19 protein-coding genes and 1 pseudogene are annotated in these 20,324 nt (G+C 66.0%); 6 read left to right on the top strand and 14 right to left on the bottom strand.

Annotation, left to right across the window (positions count from 1 at the left end):
* Nucleotides 1-13: 13 nt before the first annotated feature.
* Nucleotides 14-1,207, bottom strand: a complete 1,194-nt coding sequence (locus LKE06_RS22700; protein WP_228001385.1) for a Cmx/CmrA family chloramphenicol efflux MFS transporter — start codon at nt 1,205-1,207, stop codon at nt 14-16.
* Nucleotides 1,208-1,752: 545 nt separating this feature from the next.
* Between LKE06_RS22700 and LKE06_RS22695 the strand changes: the two are divergent.
* The 3 genes and pseudogenes from LKE06_RS22695 to LKE06_RS22685 all read left to right on the top strand — a co-directional run.
* Nucleotides 1,753-2,066 (top strand): annotated as a pseudogene (locus tag LKE06_RS22695) (transketolase C-terminal domain-containing protein); the annotation flags it as partial.
* Between the two features lie 46 nt (nt 2,067-2,112).
* Nucleotides 2,113-2,466 carry a hypothetical protein gene (locus tag LKE06_RS22690; RefSeq protein WP_228001384.1) on the top strand — a complete coding sequence of 118 codons (354 nt, stop codon included), beginning with the start codon at nt 2,113-2,115 and terminating at the stop codon, nt 2,464-2,466.
* A 288-nt stretch (nt 2,467-2,754) separates the two neighbouring features.
* Nucleotides 2,755-2,967, top strand: a complete 213-nt coding sequence (locus tag LKE06_RS22685) for a hypothetical protein (RefSeq protein ID WP_228001383.1) — start codon at nt 2,755-2,757, stop codon at nt 2,965-2,967.
* Nucleotides 2,968-2,998: 31 nt separating this feature from the next.
* Here the strand turns inward: LKE06_RS22685 and LKE06_RS22680 are convergent, their stop codons facing one another.
* Nucleotides 2,999-4,000 carry an alpha/beta fold hydrolase gene (locus tag LKE06_RS22680; protein ID WP_228001382.1) on the bottom strand — a complete coding sequence of 334 codons (1,002 nt, stop codon included), beginning with the start codon at nt 3,998-4,000 and terminating at the stop codon, nt 2,999-3,001.
* Nucleotides 4,001-4,054: 54 nt separating this feature from the next.
* Between LKE06_RS22680 and LKE06_RS22675 the strand changes: the two genes are divergently transcribed.
* The gene (locus LKE06_RS22675; RefSeq protein WP_228001381.1) at nt 4,055-4,900 is read left to right on the top strand and encodes an SDR family NAD(P)-dependent oxidoreductase; all 846 of its coding nucleotides are present in this window, start codon (nt 4,055-4,057) and stop codon (nt 4,898-4,900) included.
* Between the two features lie 131 nt (nt 4,901-5,031).
* Here the strand turns inward: LKE06_RS22675 and secG are convergent, their stop codons facing one another.
* Genes secG through LKE06_RS22660 form a run of 3 tightly spaced genes read right to left on the bottom strand, consistent with a single transcriptional unit; the run spans nt 5,032 to nt 7,583 of the window.
* Nucleotides 5,032-5,265 (bottom strand): preprotein translocase subunit SecG, encoded by a 234-nt coding sequence (gene secG, locus LKE06_RS22670; protein ID WP_039798855.1) that lies wholly within the window; start codon nt 5,263-5,265, stop codon nt 5,032-5,034.
* A gap of 33 nt (nt 5,266-5,298) precedes the next feature.
* Entirely contained in the window at nt 5,299-6,966 is a 1,668-nt protein-coding gene (locus LKE06_RS22665) for an MFS transporter (protein WP_372477413.1), read from the bottom strand.
* A 56-nt stretch (nt 6,967-7,022) separates the two neighbouring features.
* Complete coding sequence (locus LKE06_RS22660; protein ID WP_228001379.1) at nt 7,023-7,583, bottom strand: hypothetical protein; 561 nt, start codon at nt 7,581-7,583, stop codon at nt 7,023-7,025.
* A 72-nt stretch (nt 7,584-7,655) separates the two neighbouring features.
* Here LKE06_RS22660 and LKE06_RS22655 point away from each other — a divergent pair, with 72 nt between their 5' ends.
* Nucleotides 7,656-8,438 carry an META domain-containing protein gene (locus LKE06_RS22655; protein WP_228001378.1) on the top strand — a complete coding sequence of 261 codons (783 nt, stop codon included), beginning with the start codon at nt 7,656-7,658 and terminating at the stop codon, nt 8,436-8,438.
* Nucleotides 8,439-8,501: 63 nt separating this feature from the next.
* On the opposite strand, the gene tpiA is transcribed toward LKE06_RS22655, so the two are convergent.
* The 9 genes from tpiA to LKE06_RS22610 form a co-directional block, all read right to left on the bottom strand.
* Nucleotides 8,502-9,287 carry a triose-phosphate isomerase gene (tpiA, locus tag LKE06_RS22650; RefSeq protein ID WP_228001377.1) on the bottom strand — a complete coding sequence of 262 codons (786 nt, stop codon included), beginning with the start codon at nt 9,285-9,287 and terminating at the stop codon, nt 8,502-8,504.
* A 3-nt stretch (nt 9,288-9,290) separates the two neighbouring features.
* Nucleotides 9,291-10,505, bottom strand: coding sequence for a phosphoglycerate kinase (locus LKE06_RS22645; protein WP_228001376.1), 1,215 nt, complete (start codon nt 10,503-10,505; stop codon nt 9,291-9,293).
* Nucleotides 10,506-10,518: 13 nt separating this feature from the next.
* The gene (gene gap / locus LKE06_RS22640; RefSeq protein WP_228001375.1) at nt 10,519-11,538 is read right to left on the bottom strand and encodes a type I glyceraldehyde-3-phosphate dehydrogenase; all 1,020 of its coding nucleotides are present in this window, start codon (nt 11,536-11,538) and stop codon (nt 10,519-10,521) included.
* A gap of 297 nt (nt 11,539-11,835) precedes the next feature.
* Nucleotides 11,836-12,819: a DNA-binding protein WhiA gene (gene whiA / locus LKE06_RS22635; protein ID WP_228001374.1), complete on the bottom strand. Its 984-nt coding sequence runs from the start codon at nt 12,817-12,819 to the stop codon at nt 11,836-11,838.
* Nucleotides 12,810-13,856 (bottom strand): gluconeogenesis factor YvcK family protein, encoded by a 1,047-nt coding sequence (locus tag LKE06_RS22630; protein ID WP_228001373.1) that lies wholly within the window; start codon nt 13,854-13,856, stop codon nt 12,810-12,812. The genes whiA and LKE06_RS22630 overlap by 10 nt, the downstream gene beginning before the upstream one ends.
* Nucleotides 13,853-14,836 carry an RNase adapter RapZ gene (gene rapZ / locus LKE06_RS22625; protein ID WP_228001372.1) on the bottom strand — a complete coding sequence of 328 codons (984 nt, stop codon included), beginning with the start codon at nt 14,834-14,836 and terminating at the stop codon, nt 13,853-13,855. The genes LKE06_RS22630 and rapZ overlap by 4 nt, the downstream gene beginning before the upstream one ends.
* A 136-nt stretch (nt 14,837-14,972) precedes the next feature.
* Nucleotides 14,973-17,048: an excinuclease ABC subunit UvrC gene (uvrC, locus tag LKE06_RS22620; RefSeq protein ID WP_228001371.1), complete on the bottom strand. Its 2,076-nt coding sequence runs from the start codon at nt 17,046-17,048 to the stop codon at nt 14,973-14,975.
* A 56-nt stretch (nt 17,049-17,104) separates the two neighbouring features.
* Nucleotides 17,105-17,605 carry a hypothetical protein gene (locus LKE06_RS22615; RefSeq protein WP_228001370.1) on the bottom strand — a complete coding sequence of 167 codons (501 nt, stop codon included), beginning with the start codon at nt 17,603-17,605 and terminating at the stop codon, nt 17,105-17,107.
* Between the two features lie 180 nt (nt 17,606-17,785).
* On the bottom strand, nt 17,786-18,259 hold the full coding sequence (locus LKE06_RS22610; RefSeq protein ID WP_228001369.1) for an HAD family hydrolase: 474 nt from the start codon (nt 18,257-18,259) through the stop codon (nt 17,786-17,788).
* A gap of 74 nt (nt 18,260-18,333) precedes the next feature.
* Here LKE06_RS22610 and LKE06_RS22605 point away from each other — a divergent pair, with 74 nt between their 5' ends.
* Nucleotides 18,334-20,280: a gamma-glutamyltransferase family protein gene (locus tag LKE06_RS22605; protein ID WP_228001368.1), complete on the top strand. Its 1,947-nt coding sequence runs from the start codon at nt 18,334-18,336 to the stop codon at nt 20,278-20,280.
* The last annotated feature ends 44 nt before the right edge of the window (nt 20,281-20,324 follow it).

Genomic DNA, 20,324 nt, shown 5'->3' with positions numbered 1-20,324 from the left:
CGACCACGAAACATCACCGGATGACCTGCTCGGGCTCGGCCGGTTGATCGAACAGTGACCACTTGAATTGGGCGAATGCGCCGAATCCGATGGCGGCGAAAATCATTGCCGCACTCGTCCACGCAGCGGCAATCGCCGTGCCGCCGTACCCGATCGCCATACCTGCCAGAACCGGGCCGATGGCCGCGCCGCTATTGAACGCCATCGTGGCGAAGGCACCACTCAATCGCGGTGCGTGCGGTGCCGCCGTGCCTACGATGAGTCCGATCAGTATCGACCCGACCCCGAACGACACCGCACCGCCGACCAGCGACATCACCAGGAGGGCAGGCAAGAACGCGGCGGTTATCGCGGTCAGGATCCAGACGATCAGCAGGGCGACACCCCCGAGGCCCACCGTGAGACGCGGGTATCGGTCGGCCACACCACTGCCAGATGTCACGCCGAGGAATGATCCGATGCCGAACGCTGCCAAGATGACCGGAACCCATCCCGAACCCGCGTCACCGATATCGGTGACGATCACCGCCATATAAGTGAAGGCGGCAAAGGTCGCACCGTTCACCACCGCGCCGAGTACGAGCCAGGCACCGACAGGGGGCCGGCGAAGTACGCGCCATTCGGACCGTAGCGTCGCATCCGAATCTGCTTGCGGCACTATTGGTTCGGTTCGAACAAGCAGCCAGGTGGCCATGAGCGCGGGGGCGGTGACGACAACAACCGCCCAGAACGCCGCCTGCCAGCCCGCGAGTTGCCCGAGTACCGCGCCCGCCGGGACGCCGGCAATGCAGGCAAGCGTCACACCCGACAGTACGATCGCCGTCGCACGACCAACCCGTTCGGCGCCGACGACAGCGGGCAAGGCCGCCAGGGTGACCGCCAGAAATCCGGAATCGGCGATAGCCGCAAGCACCCTGGTCGCCAGCAGCACGCCGAAACTCGTTGTCGAAGCACCGATTACATGCGCCGCAATGAAGAGGATCAAGAACCCCGACAACGAATACCTCGGCGGCCTGCGTCCGGCCGTCATCGCCATCACCGGCGCTCCCACGATCATTCCCACCGCAAACAGCGAGGTCAGCAGGCCCGCCATGGCGACGGACACTCCCATATCAGCAGCGATGGGTTCGATGAGCCCCGACAACATGAATTCCGATGTCCCCTGGGCGAACACCGCCACACTCAAAACAAAAACAACTACAGGCATAAAGGCTCCCGGATACCGTCTCGACTGAGCCGTCGGTTCGCCACGCGCGTGCGCCACCACATCAACGGCAATAATTGAGCGCGCCCAACGGGGCGCGAGACACGGTCGCGGGCAGAGAAAACCGGGGCATCACACAGTCAGCCACCGGGCCCGAACGACCAGGTGGCTACGATCTGGAAGCCTCCGGAGAATTCACAATTCGGATAGTAGCAGCCGCATCGGTCGCCAAGAACCTCGCGTCATCGGGCACGGCGATCCCGCCGGGTGACGCTGAGACAACCCCGCGACAGCTGTCCGATCGTCAGGTGGCATCCGGGATACGACACACCTAGCGCGGCACCTCCGACGGTGTCGGGACCAGGTCGGGCGAGATGGGGAGAGCAGCAGGATGTCTACCGCCGTGGTGGCTTCCAGCTGGACCAAATGTCCGGCGCCCTCGATATTGGTTACCGCACGCAGATCGGGGACACATCAGCGAAGGGCGCACAATGCCGCCGATCAGGTGCGCGGTGAGGCGGCGACGCTCCAGTTCTTCTCCCATGGCCAACGGGGTGCCGATGAGTTTGCGTGTCGCCCAACGACTCTCCGTGCGCGGCATCGCTGCCAGGGTGCTCGACCTGCGCTGGCTGGCACCGTTGCCGGTCCACGATCTGCTGTATCACGCCCGCGCCACGGGCCGTGTCCTCATCGTCGATGAAACCCGCCGATCCGGCGGCGTGTCCGAACCGGTGTGCGCCGCGCTCGTCGACGCCGGTTTCGACGCCGCCTGGCCCGCGTCACCAGCGAGGACAGCTTCGTCCCGCCCGGACCCGCCACCGAGACGGTCCTGTTGGACGAGCGGCGGATCGAAGCCGCCGCCGGAAACTCTTTGCCGAGTCCTGACGCGCGCTCGCTAGCCTGGGACCGTGCCACTTGTCGAGGTCACCTACGCGCCCCATGTCCCCGAGTCCGTCCTGCGTGAGCTCGGAAAGCACCTGCCACATATCGTTTCGGTGGCCGTGGCGTGTCCGGAAGAACCCTATGACGGCGATCTTCGGCCCGGCGATATCGAGATCCGCTTCCGTGCGCTCGGCCCGTTCGACCAGAGCGGCCTCGATGCCGTCATCGAGGTCCGTTCCAAGTGGTTTCCGAGTCGTGCCGACAACCGCCAGGACCGCTGCGATCTACTCCACCGGCTGCTCTCGGAGGCGACCGCACTCGAAGACTTCGGCGTATACCTGACCTTCCCCGTCGCCGCATGGACCCAGACCGGCGATTAGCCGACCGACCATGTCCGCCTGCGCGCGACCGGGCCGATCGGATTCGGCGGGTGCGCAGTGGAAATACAGTAGGCGCAACGGTAACCGGTAGTGGGAGGGCAGGTTGCGTGCTTTCCGCAGGTCGGTGCTGGAGGTGTGGTCGGCGTCCGCAGCACCCATCACACCGACGCGCGTAGGGCTGCTGCCCCCAATCTCGGTGGCGCACTTTCCCAGGTCTGTACGCGGTGTCTCGTGCATCGATAGCCTTTCAGGCGCGGCGGCCTCCCTCACCGCCCGAAAGGAATCCCGATGCGTAACAACCTTCGTACCGGAATGCTCGTCAGCGCGCTGCTGCTTGCCCCGTTGGCCGTTGCCGGGCCTGCTTCGGCCTCGAGCCTCCCGCTACAGTCGGCCGAGGCGGCCGAACAGCCGACACCGGTCGCCAGCCCCGGTTGTCCCGGTGGCGCCCCGCAATGGAGCTGCCTGCTGGAATCACTGTCCGCGGGCGGCTCGAGCCGGTAGGGCAGCTCGCCCGGCAGCGCATCGCACTGTCTCAGTCGCTCGTGCGGGCATCTCGCCACACGGGAACCCGCGCGAGCTCGTGCAGATGTGCGGCGATCAGGTCGTTGACCTCTGTCGAGCGTTCCAGTTGGACCAGGTGGCCGGCGCCGTCGATCTTGGTGACCGCGCGGAGGTTCGGTACGCGCGCACGCAGGGTGACAAGGGGGTCGCGGCCGCTGAAGCCCTCCATATCGGGGTCGCGGTCGCCGTAGAGGAAATAGGTGGGCGGGGCCACCGTGGCGTCGGCATAGTCGGCGGTGAGTTCCCAGTTGCGGTCGAGGACGCGGTACCAGTTCAGGCCGCCGGTGAAGCCGGTGCGTTCGAAATCCTGTGCCAGTACTTCGAATTCGTCGGTAGCGAGCCAGCGCCACGGCAGCGCCGGAGCCTCGGGCAACACGTCGAGGTAGCCGGTGCCTTCGGCGGGAAAACGCCAGGTGTCCAGATAGTGATAGTCCGCGCTGAGCGAGTAGTAGACGCGGGCGAGGAACCCACTCGGGTCGGCGGCGAGTTCGGCGTCGGCGACACCGGGCCGCTGGAAGTAGTCCAGATGCAGGAAGTGCCGTTGCGCGGCTTTGGCCCACAACTGCGACGGCGGGCGCGGCGGGCGCGGCGCGAAGGGGTTGTTCAAGACAATGATTCCGCTGACGCGTTCGGGCGCGCGCAACGCCAATTCCCACACCAGGGCGGCACCGAAATCCAAGCCGACGAACACCGCCCGCTCGGCGCCGATATCGTCGAGCAGACCGAGCAGGTCGCCGATCACCGCCCGATTCGTGTAGCCATCGATATCGGCGGGCGCATCGGTTTGCCCATAACCGCGCAGGTCGGGTGCGATGGCGCGATATCCGGCATTGGCGACGGTCTCGAGCTGGCGATGCCAAATGAACCACGTATGTGGAAAGCCGTGGCAGAAGATCACCGGATGACCTTCGCCCTGTTCGGCGACGTGCATCCGAATGCCATTGGTCGCGACGAACCGATGGATCAACTCCACTGCGGCCTCCAAAACCTAGAACGTGTTCTTGTTTCAAGGTAGTGTCCCAGGATCGTGAACGGAATACCTGAACTAGGCGGCCGGGTCGCCGTCGTCACCGGCGCCAGTCGTGGTATCGGCAAGGGCATCGCCCTGGAGTTGGGCGCGGCCGGTGCGACGGTGTACGTCACCGGACGTTCGGCCACCGCCGGTCGGCTGCCGGGGACGGTGCACGAGACCGCCGCCGAGATCGATGCCCGCGGCGGACACGGCATACCATTCATCTGCGATCACCGCGACGACGACGCCGTCGCGCGCCTGTTCACCCACATTCACGACAAGCACGGCAGCCTCGACGTGCTCGTGAACAACGTCTACAACTCCCCCGCCGCCGCCCGCTGGCTCGGCAAACCGTTCTGGGAGGTACCGCCGTCCGCATGGGATGAGACGTTCGACGTCGGCGTCCGATCCCATTACGCGGCAGCCGCATTCGCCGCGCCGCTACTAATCGAGTCGGCGGGCCTGATCGCCAATATCTCGTCACCGGGAGCGCGGCGTTACATGCACAACGCCGTCTACGGCGTCGCCAAGACCGCCCTCGACCGCCTGACCGCGGATATGGCCCACGACCTCGCCGACACCGGCGTCACCGTGGTTTCACTGTGGCCCGGCATCGTGAATACCGAACTACTGCAAATGGTTCCGGCCGACGAGCACGGCAGGCGCCTGGTCACCCTGCCCGGGGAGGGCACCTTCGATCTCGATGCCGCCGAATCCGCACAGTTCCCCGGTCGTGCGGTTCTCGCCCTCGCCACCGACCCGAACCGGCGTGAGCGCACCGGACTCGCCTGGCGGGTAGCCGATCTCGCCGAGCAATACGGCTTCACCGATGTGGACGGGCGCGTTCCGCGCAACGACTGACCACTGCTGCGATATCAGGGAAGCGGCCCACCGATCGTGGCTCGTCTTCCCTCAGCTGGTGGTGGCGCCCGCGCAACACAAATCGCCGCAACCCACAAATCGTGGATTGCGGCGTAGGACCGTTGTACTGGTCAGGCGAACTTGATCTCCAGGCCGATGCCGAGGATGGCGATCAGCCAGATCACCCCGGTGAAGATGGTGACCCGGTCGAGGTTCTTCTCGACAACGGTGGAACCGGACAGGCTGGACTGGACACCGCCACCGAACAGGCTGGACAGACCTCCACCCTTGGCGCGGTGCAGCAGCACCAGCAGCACCAGCAGCACGCTGGTGATGATCAGGAGGATATCGAGGAACATCCGCATGTCGCACAGTCTATGGGTAGGCCATGGCCGCGCCTAATGCGGCTCCACCGCGACGAGGTGGGTGACCCGCGCGTCACCAGTGGTGAACGCCGCCACGGCATCCTCGCGCAGTTGATCCCGGGCGGTGAGGCGCACCTGATGCTGATGCATATGCTCCGCCCACGACCGCACGACGAACGCTTCCACATACCGGTCGAGCGCACCGACGTCGCGATACAGCCGCCACTGCGCCGCACCGGTGCGCTGGCGGGACCGCCCGACGAACACCATCGCGGCCATGAACTCCTCGACATGCTCAGCGGGCACGTCATAGGTGCGCAGTACCAGCACCGGACCATCGTCAGGATCGGGTTCGACAACGAGGTCCGGCTCCGGCCAGAACGGCGACGGCGACAGGTCCAGTTCCTCGGCGTTGTGCCGGACCGGCAGCCACATGGTGCTCACCGCGCAGCATGCGAGCAGTGCGGCGGCGACCAGCATCGCCGCCACCGGCCCGACCGATCCGGCGACCAGCCCCCAGACCACCGATCCGATCGCCTGTCCGCCCATGAACACGAGCATGTACACCGACAGCCCTCGGGCTCGAACCCACGCGGGCAACAGCAACTGCATGGTCGAGTTCAACGTCGACATCGCCAGGAGCCAGGCCAGACCCGCACCCACCAGCAGGATCAGCACCACCGGCACCGAGTGCAGTACGACCGCGCCCGCCGTCGCGACGCCGAACAGGACCGCGGCCACGGCCAACCGCTGTGTCGGAGTCAGCAGCGAGCGCAGTCGCGACAGGCCGAGGGCACCACAGACCGCACCGACGCCCAGCGCGCCGAGCATCAGACCATAACCGGAAGAGGACAGATCGAACTCGTCGCGGGCGATTACCGGCAGCAGCGCCCACAACGCGCTGGCCGGGGCGATGAACAGGAACGATCGCAACAGCACCCGGCGAATCGCGGGCGCCGCGCGAATGAATCGGGTACCCGCCTGCAAGGCCGCCAGCGGTCGCTCGGTGGGCAGCGCGTGATCGGCCCGCGGTCGGTGCCACAGCGCGAGCACCGCCACGATCCCGCCGAACGACACCGCGTTGAGCGCGAAGACCAGCGTCGGCCCCGAAACCGATACCAGCACACCGGCCAGCGCGGGCCCGACCGCGCGCCCGATATTGATGCTCATGCTGCCCAATGCCGCTGCGGACGGAATCTGTTCGCGCGGAACCAATTCCGGTTGGATCGCCTGCCAGGCGGGCGCAGTGAGCGCCTGCCCGCAGCCGAGCAGGAACAATAGCGCCAGCAACACCGTGGGCGTGGTGTACCCGGTCGCGGTCGAGACCGCGAGAACCGTGGCGAGCAATGCCATCGCCGACTGCGCGCTCAGCAGGAGCCTGCGCCGATCCACCAGGTCCGCCAGCACCCCGGACGGGATCGACAGCAGCATCACCGGCAAGGTGATCGCGGTTTGCACGAACGACACCAGCGTCGCCGCATTCGGTTCGTCGACCAGAATCCACTGCGCACCCACGGTCTGCATCCAGGTGCCCAGATTGGACACCAGCTGCGCAATCCACAGCGCCCGATAGATCCGCGATCGCAGCGGCGCCCAAGTGGATAGTGGGATCGTCGCATCGCCGGTGGTCACAGAGGTGAGCTTAGCGGCGGTCAGGTAATCCGCCTGGTGCGGCGCCTGAGGGTCACCAGGCACCCACATGCCGGAATCCGGCCGCCGGATTGTTGGCGTTTCACAAGCTGGAGGCGGAACAGACCTCAGTCGCGGACGCGCAGTAGCGGGTCCGCCGCGATTCGCGCCGACGTTTCGTCGTCGGGCGGAAATGGGCGGGCGCGCAACACCCATTCGTCGCGCACCTCGGGGATGACAACCTGGGGTCGGTCCCATTTGCTGTCGAGCTCCGCACCCCAGTCCATCGGTGCGGCCGCTGCCGCGAAGGCGGGGCCGTCGGATATCCCCTTGTCGCGCAGCATCCGCATTGTGACATCGAGGTAGTCGTTCCATCGACTGTAGGAGGTCGTCAACGTAACGGATTCCGGGACGTCGAGTTTCAACAACCAGACGCCACGCGCCCATTGGTCGTCGCCGAGTAACGCATTCGCCGTATGTCGAATGCTGTTGCGCCGCAGCGCCCGCCCCGGCCAGCACCACACCGGCGGCGCACTGTGGCAGTCGATATCCCGGCGCTCCATCTCGGAAACCACGGCCCGGAACGCGGGCCGGCAATTGACGACGACTCGATCCCATTCCGCCAGATATCGACCCTCATGCCGCACCGCGGCAACAACTTCCGGCGCTTGCAGTGTCCACAATCGCATCGCTTCCCTCTCGCTGATGGTGTTCCGGCTGGGACAACCAGCCCCTGGAACCCGTATCGGTAGGATCGCAACATGTCGGCTAACTTCGTGCGATTCGGTCCACTTCTGGTACTTGCGCTGTGCGCCACCGCCGCGTGCGGCAGTGATTCGGGAAAGTCCGCGGAACCCGCTGCGACTCCGATCGGCCACACCTACGTCTCGACAGCGGTCGATGGCGTGGCCATCCCCGGCGGTGGGCCGTTGACAATGACGCTCGAGAACGAGCATGTCACCGCCAGTGCGGGCTGCAATAGCTTCAGCGGCGCCGCCACCCTCGATGACAACAAACTGAAGGCTACCGGTCTGGCCGGCACGCTCATGGCCTGTCCGGGTGAGCGGGCGGGCGCCGACGAATGGCTGACGACGCTGCTGAATTCGACGCCGGGCTGGCAGTTGGACGGCGCCGAGTTCACCCTGCACGGCACCGCCTCGACCGTGCACCTGCTCGACAAGAAGGTCGCCCAGCCCGACAAATCGCTCACCGACACCACCTGGGTCGTCCGCGAGATCATCACCGCGCAGGCCAGGACCAGCTCGCGGACCATCGATGAGGTCAAGCCGACCCTCAGCATCGCCGCCGACGGCGCCGTCTCCGGCAGCGGCGGCTGCAATCGCATGATGGGCAAGGCCACCATCGCCGGTTCCGAGGTGACCTTCCAGGTCGGCAGCACCAGGATGATGTGCCCGCCCGAGGTGATGGAGGTCGAGAACGCCGTCCTCAAAGCTCTCGACGGCAAGACCACCGCGACCATCGACGCGGACACCCTCACGCTGCGCAACGACAACGGCAACGGCCTCATCCTGCACGCGCAGTGACCGACGACCGGTAAACGAAGAGCCGGACATCGTGCGATGTCCGGCTCTTCGTCGTGAAAACGGTTACGGCAGTGGGCCGCCCGCGGCAATCGCCGACAGAGTAGCGAACTCGTCACCCTTGAGCGACGCACCGCCGACCAGCGCACCATCGATATCGGTCTGCGCGACCAACTCGCCAACGTTCTTGGCGTTCACCGAACCGCCGTAGAGCACCCGCAGGTTCGCCGCGACCTCCGGGTTGGCCAGCTGGGCAAGCTCGGCACGAATCGCGCCGCACACTTCCTGCGCGTCGGCGGGCGTGGCCACCTTGCCGGTACCGATGGCCCAGACCGGTTCGTAGGCGATGACGACCTTCGAAATCTCTTCGACCGTCAAGCCTTTCAGCGATCCGCGCAACTGTTCGAGGTTGTACTCGACATGGGTGTGCGCCTCACGGACGTTCAGCCCCTCGCCGATGCAGACGATCGGGGTGATCCCGTGCTTCAACGCCTGCTTGGCCTTGGCGAGCACCGTCGCGTCGTCCTCGAGGTGGTACTGGCGGCGCTCGGAATGGCCGACGACCACATAGGAGCAGCCCAGCTTGGCCAGCATCGCACCGCTGATCTCACCGGTGTAGGCACCCTCGTCGTGCGTGGAAACATCCTGCGCACCGTAGGTGAGTAGCAGCTTGTCGCCCTGAACCAGGATCTGCACACCCCGAATATCGGTGAACGGCGGGATGACGACGACGTCGACCTTCTCGAAGTACTTCTCCGGCAACGCGAAAGCGATCTTCTGCACCAGAGCGATGGCCTCGAGATGATTGAGGTTCATCTTCCAGTTGCCCGCGATGAGCGGTTTACGTGCCACCAGTCAGCCCTCCAATACCGAGATACCGGGCAGTTCCTTGCCCTCCAGATATTCCAGCGACGCGCCGCCGCCGGTGGAGATGTGCGAGAAGCCGTCCTCGGGCAGTCCGAGCGCGCGCACCGCCGCGGCCGAATCGCCGCCACCGACCACGGTGAACGCGCCCTTGCCCGTCGCGGTCACGATCGCCTCGGCGACACCGCGCGTACCCGCCGCGAACTTCTCGAACTCGAATACGCCCATGGGACCGTTCCAGAAGACGGTGCGGGCCTCGGTCAGCAGCGCGGCGAACCGATCCACCGACTCCGGACCGATATCGAGACCGAGCCAACCGTCCGGAATCTCGTTGGCCGCAACGGCCTTCGAATCCGCGTCGGCCGCGAACTTGTCCGCGACGACAATGTCACGCGGCAGATGAATCACGTCGGCATAGCGCTCGAGCAGGCCCTTACAGGTCTCGATCATCTCCTCCTGCAGCAGCGAGGCGCCCACCGGGAGTCCTTGTGCCGCAAGGAAGGTGAAGCACATGCCGCCGCCGATGACCAGCGTGTCGACCTTGGGGGCCAGCGCCTCGATGACGGCCAGCTTGTCGGAGACCTTCGAACCGCCGAGCACAACCGCGTACGGACGCTGTGCGTTCTCGGTGAGCTTCGCCAGTACCTCGACCTCGGCAGCGACCAGCGTGCCCGCGAAATGCGGAAGCAGCTCGGCGACATCGTAGACCGAGGCCTGCTTGCGATGCACGACACCGAAGCCGTCGGAGACGAACGCGCCGTCGTCGCCGACAAGTTCGACCAACGCGGCGGCAAGCTTGGCCCGCTGGGTGTCGTCCTTGCTGGTCTCGCGCGGATCGAAACGGATGTTCTCGAGCAGCAGCACGTCACCGTCGGTGAGGCCCTCGGAACGCGCGAGCGCGTCCTGGCCGACCACGTCACCGGCGAGCTGAACATTGCGGCCCAGTTCCTCGGCGAGCTTCGCGGCCACCGGTGCGAGCGACAACGCAGGATCCGGCTCGCCCTTGGGGCGGCCGAGATGCGCGGTGACGACCACCTTGGCACCGGCGTCGACCAGTGCCTTGATCGTCGGGACCGAGGCGGTGATACGGCCGGGGTCGGTGATCTGGCCGTTGTCGTCGAGGGGGACGTTCAGGTCGGAGCGCACGAGCACGCCCCGACCCTCGACACCCTCGTCCAGCAGATCTTGGAGTGTTTTGACAGGCACTGTCGCGAATTCCTTACAGCGACTTGCCGACGAGACCGATGAGGTCGGCGAGGCGGTTGGAGTAGCCCCACTCGTTGTCGTACCAGGAGTACACCTTGACCTGGTCGTCGATCACCTTCGTCAGTGGCGCGTCGAAGATCGACGAGTGCGGGTCGGTCACGATATCGCTGGACACGATCGGGTCGACGCTGTACTTCAGAATGCCCTTCAGCGGGCCCTCGGCCGCCGCCTTGAACGCGGCGTTGATCTCCTCGACCGTTGCCTTCTTGGCCAGGTCCGCGGTCAGGTCGGTGATCGAGCCGGTCGGGATCGGGACGCGCAGCGAGTAGCCGTCCAGCTTGCCGTTCAGCTCGGGCAACACCAGGCCGATGGCCTTGGCGGCACCCGTGCTGGTCGGCACGATGTTCAGCGCGGCGGCGCGGGCGCGACGCAGGTCCTTGTGCGGGCCGTCTTGCAGGTTCTGATCCTGCGTGTAGGCGTGGATGGTGGTCATCAGACCCTTGACGATGCCGAACTCGTCGTTGAGCACCTTGGCCAGCGGGCCGAGGCAGTTCGTGGTGCACGAGGCGTTCGAGATGATGTTCTGGCTGCCGTCGTACTGGTCGTCATTGACGCCCATGACCACGGTCAGGTCCTCGCCCTTGGCCGGGGCGGAGATGATGACCTTCTTGGCGCCGGCGGACAGGTGTCCCTTGGCCTTGGTCGCGTCGGTGAAGATGCCGGTCGACTCCACGACCACATCCACGCCCAGATCACCCCACGGCAGGGCGGCGGGGCCCTCCTTGATGGCCAGCGCCTTGATGCGCTGGTCGCCGACCACGATGGTGTCGTCGCCGTCCAGCGAGACATCCTGCGGCAGCCGACCCAGGATCGAGTCGTACTTCAACAGGGTCGCCAACGTGGCGTTGTCGGTCAGGTCATTGACGGCGACGATCTCGATATCGGTCGTGCCCAGTGCCTTCTGGGCCTCTACCGCCCGGAAGAAGTTGCGTCCGATGCGGCCGAAGCCGTTGATACCAACCCGGACAGTCACGTTATCGCTCCTCAGCTTTCAAGCGGATTCATTCCGATGCCGTACTCACAGTAATGCCCGCCCGTAACCTCCCTGACAGGCACCTGGAGTTCGTGAGCACGGACGCCGCAGCACATGCCTGAGCAACAGGTGACGCCGCAGGCCGCGGACATCGGCGCCGACATCCCCGAGATCCGCGAAACCCTTGGCCGCATGCCGCTCCCGAACGGCCCCCACCCGCGCACGGCCCGATCACGGCGTCCGGCCGCGCGCTCGCGCCTACCACCGGTTACGGCAGGCGCGGCCCCCGAAGTGCGATCAGGCGTCGTCGAGGAGTTCGGCGGTCACCGCGGACTCGGTATCGGGTACGCCGATATCTTTCGCACGCCGATCCGCCATCGAGAGCAAACGTCGAATACGGCCTGCCACAGCATCTTTCGTCATCGGTGGGTCGGCGAGCTGGCCGAGTTCCTCCAGCGATGCCTGGCGGTGCTGGACGCGTAGCTTGCCCGCCGCGGCGAGATGATCGGGCACGTCGTCGCCGAGGATGTCCAGCGCACGCTCCACCCTCGCCGCGGCGGCCACCGCGGCGCGTGCCGAGCGGCGCAGATTCGCATCGTCGAAGTTTGCGAGACGGTTCGCCGTCGCCCGCACCTCGCGGCGCATCCGGCGCTCTTCCCAAGTCAACCTGGTGTCTTGCGCACCCATTCTGGTCAGCAGTGCGCCGATAGCCTCACCGTCGCGGACGACGACCCGGTCGGTGCCACGCACCTCGCGCGCCTTCGCTGTGATGCCGAGGCGGCGGGCCGCGCCCACCAGCGCGAGTGCCGCCTCCGGACCGGGGCAGCTAACCTCGAGCGCCGAGGAACGGCCCGGCTCGGTCAACGAGCCATGCGCGAGAAACGCACCGCGCCAAGCGGCTTCGGCGTCGGCGATGCTGCCGCCGACGACCTGCGCGGGCAGGCCGCGTACCGGACGCCCGCGCACATCGAGCAGCCCGGTCTGCCTGGCCAGCGCCTCGCCCTCCTTGGACACGCGCACCACATACCGCGAGGTCTTGCGCAGACCGCCCGCACCGAGCACGTGGACGTCGGATCCGTAGCCGTATAGCTCGAAGATCTCCCGGCGCAGCCTGCGCGCGATGGAGCCCATATCCACCTCGGCCTCGACGATCACCCGCCCGCCGACGATGTGCAGGCCACCGGCAAACCGCAGCAACGCCGATAGTTCCGCCTTGCGAGAACTGACCTGCGACACGGCGAGCCTGCTCAGCTCATCCTTCACTTCGGCTGTCATCGCCACGAGACGCGCTCCTTTCCACCCAACCCGGAACGCACATCCTGACCCATGTGTCGTCCCTCGACTCGAAGCCCTGCCTTTTGTGGCCGAGGCGCCCGGATCAGCTGATCCAGTGCGGCGGCAAGCTTTCCGGGGTGATGCCGGTCCGTGCCCGCCTCGGCGACATCGGAGAACGTTACTCGCGCCCGCAACTGTTCGGCAGCCCTGGCCACATGTTCTCTTTCCCGACCCTCTGGTACCGAACCGGAATCGACGAGTACCTCATCAACCACGAATTCCGGTGCGTGCTGGGACAATACATGCAAATGCCGTTCCGCGGAGAACCCCGCCGTCTCACCGGGCTCAGCGGCGAGGTTGAGCACCAGCACTTTTCTGGCGCGGGTATACACCAGCGCATCGCGCAGTTCCGGCACGAGTACGTGCGGAATCACGCTGGTGAACCACGATCCGGGGCCCAGCACAACAACATCCGCGTGCTCGATGGCCGAGGTCGCATCGGGACTCGCCGGCGGATCGGACGGAATCAGCCGCACCCGCCGTACCTTGCCCGGCGTCGTCGCAATGGCAACCTGTCCGCGAATACAGCGACTCACACGTGGATCCGCTTCCAGCCCAGAGACATCCGCTTCTATATCGAGCGCGATGGGCGACATCGGTAGCACTCTTCCGGTGACCCGCAACATTTTCGCGACCTCATCGAGCGCGGCGACCGGATCGCCGAGCACCTCGGTGAGGCCGGCCAGAATGAGGTTCCCCACCGAGTGTCCCGCGAGCGCGCCGGTGCCGCCGAAGCGATGCTGCACGGTCCGTGTCAGCACGTCCTCGCTGTCGGCGGCCAATGCCGCCAGCGCCATCCGAAGATCTCCCGGCGGTGGTACGCCGAGTTCGGCCCGCAACCGGCCCGACGAGCCGCCGTCGTCGGCGACGGTCACTACCGCGCAGATTTTCCTGGTCAGCCGCCGCACCGCGGTTAAAGTCGCGTACAGGCCGTGCCCGCCACCCAACGCGACAACGGCAGGTTCCGATTCCCATCCTGTCATTCGCGCCCCAGATCGCGATGCACAATCCGCACGACGTCCGCGGAACCTTCGGTGTCCGCGCTCATCAATTCGCCCAATGCCTCCGCAATTGCCACGCTGCGGTGCTTGCCTCCGGTGCAGCCCACTGCCACCGTCATGTATCGCTTCCCCTCTTGGCGGTAGCCGTTCATCGTCAGGTCGACCAGGTGGTGGCACGTTCGCAGATAATCGTCCGCGCCGGGGCGGGACAGCACGTACTCACTGACCACGGTCTCCTGCCCTGAATGTTCCCGCAGTTCCGGTATCCAATGTGGATTGGGTAGAAAACGCACATCCAACACCATGTCGGCGTCCGTGGGAACCCCGTACTTGAAACCGAAGGACTGCACTGTCACCTGTAACGCGGCGGCCGCGCCACCACCGTATGCCTCTTCCAGTTTGCGATGCAGCTGGTGTACCGACAGCTCGGTGGTATCAATGACGAGATCAGCGGCCGTTTTCGCGGTAGACAGGCGGGTCCGCTCCGCGGCGATGCCCGCCGAGAGTGTACCGTCGCTGCTCTCACTCTGCAGCGGATGACGGCGGCGGGCGAAGCCGAAGCGGCGGATAAGCACGTCGTCGGAGGCTTCCAGGAACAACACCCTGGTCCGCACGCCGCGCGCCCGCAGTTGTTCGGTGACCACCGACAGGTCGCCGGTGAAGAATCGGCTGCGCACATCCATGACCAGTGCGAGCCTACGGATCGGCGGATCGGCGGACGCACCGAGCTCGACCATGCGCCCGATCAACTCGGGCGGCAGGTTGTCGGCGACGTACCAGCCGAGATCCTCGAGCACCTTGGCCGCGGTGCCACGACCAGCGCCGGACAGACCGGTGACAATCACGGCCTCGACCCGTGCGAGATTCCCCTCGGCCGGTACGGCTTGCGCCCCCTCGGGGCCGCCCCGCCCAGCGGTCGGCCGCGAACTACCCGCACTATTGTTCGATTCGACGCGTGTCATGTCCTACCGGATCTGTGTTTAGGTGCCCTGACCATCATCCCGCACCGGTTCCGGTATCGGGCGCAGACACACAACGTAGGCGACTGAGGACTTTTCGGGCGCACGCTAGCGCGGCCGCAACGCTGCTGCTTCCTTATTATTCCTCTCGCAACGCGGCGAGCACCGCTTTGGCGGTCGCCACGCCAATTCCGGGGACTTCGGTTATCTGCTCCACCGTCGCTTCCTTCAGCTTGGCCACCGAGCCGAAATGCGTGACAAGGGCGGTGCGCCGAGCGGCGCCGAGGCCACGCACCGAGTCCAGCGCGGATGCGGTCATCCGGCGCGAGCGCTTGCTGCGATGGAAGGTAATCGCGAAGCGGTGCGCCTCGTCGCGCACCCGCTGCAGCAGATACAGCGATTCGCTGTTGCGGGGCATGATCACCGGATCGCTCTCCCCCGGCACCCACACCTCTTCGAGCCGTTTGGCAAGTCCGATCACCGCGACATCGGTGATACCGAGCTCGTCGAGGACCTCGGTGGCGGCCGCGACCTGGGGCGCGCCACCGTCGACGACATAGAGGTTCGGCGGGTAGGCGAATTTCCTCGGACGTCCGGTCCGTGGGTCGATGCCCGGGCGCGAGGTGAGTTCTATTTCGGCGTCCTCGGATGCGGCGACCACCGTTCCCGCCACGTCGGCGGCCACCACGACCGTGGTCTCGATATCGAGTTCGGTACGCGTGCCGTCGAGTTCGTCACGCTCGGCGGCATCCCGGTCCCGGCGCAGCCGTAGGAACCTCCGCCTGGTCACCTCGGCGATACTGCCGACATCATCGGAACGGCCCTCGCCCGCGGCCTCCTTGATCGCGTAATGGCGATACTCCGACTTGCGTGGCAGGCCGTCCTCGAACACCACAAGCGACGCGACCACGTCGGTACCCTGCACATGGCTGATGTCAACACACTCGATCCGCAGCGGGGCGCTGTCGAGATCGAGAGCCTCCTGAATATCTTGCAGCGCTTGGGATCTCGATGTCAGATCACCCGCGCGCTTGAGCTTGTGCTGGGCGAGGGCCTCCATCGCGTTACGCTGCACGGTCTCCGCGAGCGCCTTCTTGTCCCCGCGCTGCGGCACTCGCAACCGCACCGCAGACCCACGCAGCCTGCTCAGCCACTCCTGGATCTGTTCGGCATCGGCAGGCAATTCGGGCACCAGCACCTCGCGCGGCACCACCGTGGTCGGTTGTTCGTCGGCCCCCTGCTCGACCTGCGCAACCTGCTCGCCGTAGAACTGGGTGAGGAACTGCTCGACCAGGGCGGCCATTTCGCCGCCGGCCTCCGGACCATCGATCGCGTCGCCCGATTTGTCCACCACCCAGCCGCGCTGGCCGCGCACCCGGCCATCCCGGACGTGGAAAACCTGCACCGCCACCTCCAGTTCGTCGGCGGCGAAGGCGATAACGTCGGCGTCGGTACCGGTGCCGAGCACGACGGCCTGCTTTTCCAACGCCCGGCGCAGGGCCTGGACGTCATCGCGCAATCTGGCGGCGGTCTCGAAATCGAGGTCCTCGGCCGCATCGTGCATCCGGCGTTCCAGCTCGCGCACCATCCGGTCGGTGCGCCCCGCGAGGAAGTCACAGAAATCCTCGACGATACGGCGATGCTCATCGGCACTAACCCGGCCGATGCACGGCGCCGAGCACTTGTCGATATAGCCGAGCAGGCACGGGCGCCCGATCTGATTGTGGCGCTTGAACACTCCGTTGGAGCAGGTTCGCGCGGGGAATACTCGCAGGAGCAGGTCGAGGGTTTCGCGAATGGCCCAGGCGTGCGCGTACGGACCGAAGTAGCGGACCCCTTTGCGCCGCGCACCGCGGTAGACGAACAGTCGCGGAAACTCCTCGTCGAGGGTGACGGCGAGCACCGGATAGGACTTGTCGTCGCGATAGCGGACGTTGAAGCGCGGATCGAATTCCTTGATCCAGTTGTATTCCAGCTGTAGCGCCTCGACCTCGGTGGAGACGACGGTCCACTCCACGCTCGCCGCGGTGGTCACCATCTGCCTGGTACGCGGGTGCAACGAGGCGATATCGGCGAAGTACGAGTTCAGCCTGCTGCGGAGGCTCTTGGCCTTACCGACATAGATGACCCGCCGGTAGGTGTCCCGAAACTTGTAGACACCTGGTTCGACGGGAATCGTGCCGGGTGCAGGCCGGTACGTCGCTGGATCTGCCACCCAACAAGCCTATCGAGCGGGACCGACACACGCCGGGGCCGACGCCGCACGCAGGGTCAGGCACAGCGGCGAAAGAACCAGCCCGAGCACGCGGGCCGCAACAGCATCGCGACGATGGCCCCGGCGCCCGCGATCACCGCGAGCACCGGGAGGATTCCCACCTGGGACGGCAGTCCGGAGATGACGGTGAACAGTCCGACGAAGATCTGCAAGCTCGCCAGCACCACGGCGGTCACCCACACCCAGAGTTCTCGCAGCCCGAAAACAAGAACATTCGCCGCCAGCACCCATCCGGCAAAGAACTCTCCCGAGCTGGCTCCCCCGGCCTCCACACTGCCGAACAGGCCGAGCAAGAAATGACCGAGTGTGCCGGCGGCCAGCGCGAGCGCCCCCAGACGCACCCGGCGGACGGCAACGGGAATATTGGACGTGACCACGGCAAATCGGAAGAAATGCCTGACCGTGGTGTTGGCGTCGACAATCCGGCGAACCTTGGATAGATCCCGGACCGCCGGAACGGCTTTCACATCGCCGACGGCAGAAACAAACGAAACCACGACCACTCCTCATCGAGCTTTTGCGCCACGCCACACAGACGCGCAAACCCGACGCTATCGGAACGATCAGTCGGCCAACAATCGCGTAGCCCTCGCTTATGACGAGGGCCACACAAGCGACCCGAAGCAGGCCGACTGTGACCCACGTGACAAATCGCCATCGGACGGGTCGCAGGAAACTCACACGTGAATCCGCGAATTCCCATGCTCGAGCGCCGACTTCATCGTCGGCGAGGATGCGGCCTCCGGGCGGCCGATCGCGATGCAGCGATCAGCGGCCGATTCCATACAGCTCGACTGCCCGTGCCGATCCGTCGGGGCGCGATAGGCGGTCGGAAGTAGGTCGACGAGAGCGAAACCGCATCCGAGAGCCGTTGCGCCACCCTCCGCTTCGGCGCCGTATCCTATCATGCGCGTGGCGGTGGCGGGCATGCCGAGGCCCTCCGAGGCCGACCGGAATATTCGCGAATCCGGTGTGATGGCACCGACTTCGAACGACAGCGCATAAGTACCGACCCAGCGGCCCCAGCCCCTTGCGGCGAACACCGGCCGTACATCGAATGCGATATCGCTGACGATTCCGACCGGAATACGTTGCGACGAGAGCGCTTTCAGCGCGTCTCCGGTGATCGGATCGATGAGTCTGCTGTACAAGCGCAGCGGCCCCCACTTCTCCGTGCTGGGGAAAACCGCGCTGTCGGGCGCATCGGGCGCGATACAGTCCGTGAATGCGCGTGCGACACATCTGGACCGGCGCTACAGCGTCGATGGTTCTCATGGTTGGGCTGGTTACCGGCTGTTCGTCCGACAACGACAAAACAGCGGCCTGTGCGACCACACCGAACGGGACGGCGGTAGCCGCCACGCCGGCGGCGTCGGAAGGCCCGACCTCGCGCAACATCAGCACGAATCCTGAGATCGCGTCCGGCTTCCGCAGCGATATGACCGCCGTGCGAACCAGTTCATACGCGGTATCGACGGCGAACCCGTTGGCCACCGAGGCCGCCTGCCGAGTACTGCACGATGGCGGCACCGCCGCGGACGCCCTGGTCACCGCACAGACGGTCCTCGGGCTGGTGGAGCCGCAGGCATCGGGCATCGGCGGCGGCGCGTTCCTGCTGTACTACGACGCCGCGGGCAAGACCGTCGAGGCATACGACGGGCGCGAGGTGGCACCCGCCGCCGCCACCGAAAACTACCTACGCTGGATCAGCGATACCGACCGAACCGAGCCGAAACCGAGCACGCGCGCCAGCGGCCGGGCCATCGGCGTACCCGGCGTGCTCCGAATGCTGGAACTCGCCCAGCGTGAGCACGGCAAGACCGCCTGGCGGGAGCTGTTCGATCCGGCCGTATCGCTCGCCGACGGCGGCTTCTCGATCAGCCCGCGGCTGGCCGGGCAGATTGCCGATTCGGCCAAGGACCTCGCCGTCGACGACGCGGCGAAGGCGTATTTCCTCAATCCGGACGCGACCGCGAAACCTGCGGGCACCAAACTGACCAACCCGGCGTTGGCCAAGACGTTGAGCGCCATCGCCACCGACGGCGCCGACGCGTTCTACACCGGTACGATCGCCCGCGATTTCGTCGACGCGGCGACCTCGGCGTCAGGTGGCCGCACCCCGAGCCTCATCACCACCGACGATCTCGCCAACTATCAGGCCAAGAAGCGGACCGCACTGTGCACCGGATACCGCACCCACGAAATCTGTGGCATGCCGAGCCCGTCGTCCGGCGGCATCACCGTCGCCGCGACGCTCGGCATGCTGGAGAACTTCGACATGGCCGCGCTGGCGCCGGACAATATCGACCGCAACGGCGGCAAACCGAAAGCTGAGGCGGTACACCTGATTTCGGAGGCCGAGCGGCTCGCCTACGCCGACCGGAACAAGTACGTCGCGGACACGGATTTCATCCCGCTGCCGGGTAATTCACCACAAACACTGCTGAACAGGGATTACCTGAAGCAACGTTCGGCACTGATCAATCCTGGTCACAGTATGGGCACCGCACAGCCCGGCGACTTCGGCCCGGTTCCGGTCGGGGTGGGTCCGCAACCGCCCGAGCACGGCACCAGCCACATCTCGGTGGTCGACAAATACGGCAACGCCGCATCCATGACCACCACCGTGGAATCTGCCTTCGGATCGTTCCACTTCGTCGATGGATTCGTGCTCAATAATCAACTCACCGACTTCTCCGCGAACCCGACCGGCACCGACGGCGCGCCCGTCGCCAACCGCGTGCAGCCCGGCAAGCGCCCACGCAGCTCGATGAGCCCGACCCTCGTCTTCGACCGGGCAACCGACGGCACCCGTGGCGATCTCACCCAGGTCGTCGGCTCACCCGGCGGTTCGGTGATCATCCAGTTCGTCGTGAAATCCCTGCTCGGCGTGCTCGATTGGGGTCTGGACCCGCAACAGGCGGTTTCGAGTGTCGACTTCGGTGCGGGCAATGATCCGGTCACCGGCGTCGGCGGTGAACACCCGGCCATCAATGCCACCGACAACGGAGATCACGATCCGCTGATACTGCGCTTACGCGAACTCGGGCATCAGGTCTCGGTAGCGCCGCAGTCCAGCGGCCTGAGCGCATTGCGGCGCGACGGCACCGACGGCTGGATCGGCGGCGCGGATCCCCGCCGTGAGGGAGCGGTGCTCGGCGATACTCGTTGACTGTCGGCATACTGCCACGCCTTCCCCTGCGGCCACCTCGGCGC

Origin of the sequence: Nocardia australiensis, assembly GCF_020733705.1 — a bacterium.
In the GTDB taxonomy this organism is placed as follows: Bacteria; Actinomycetota; Actinomycetes; order Mycobacteriales; family Mycobacteriaceae; genus Nocardia; species Nocardia australiensis.
This window is presented reverse-complemented; position numbering and strand designations above follow the sequence as displayed.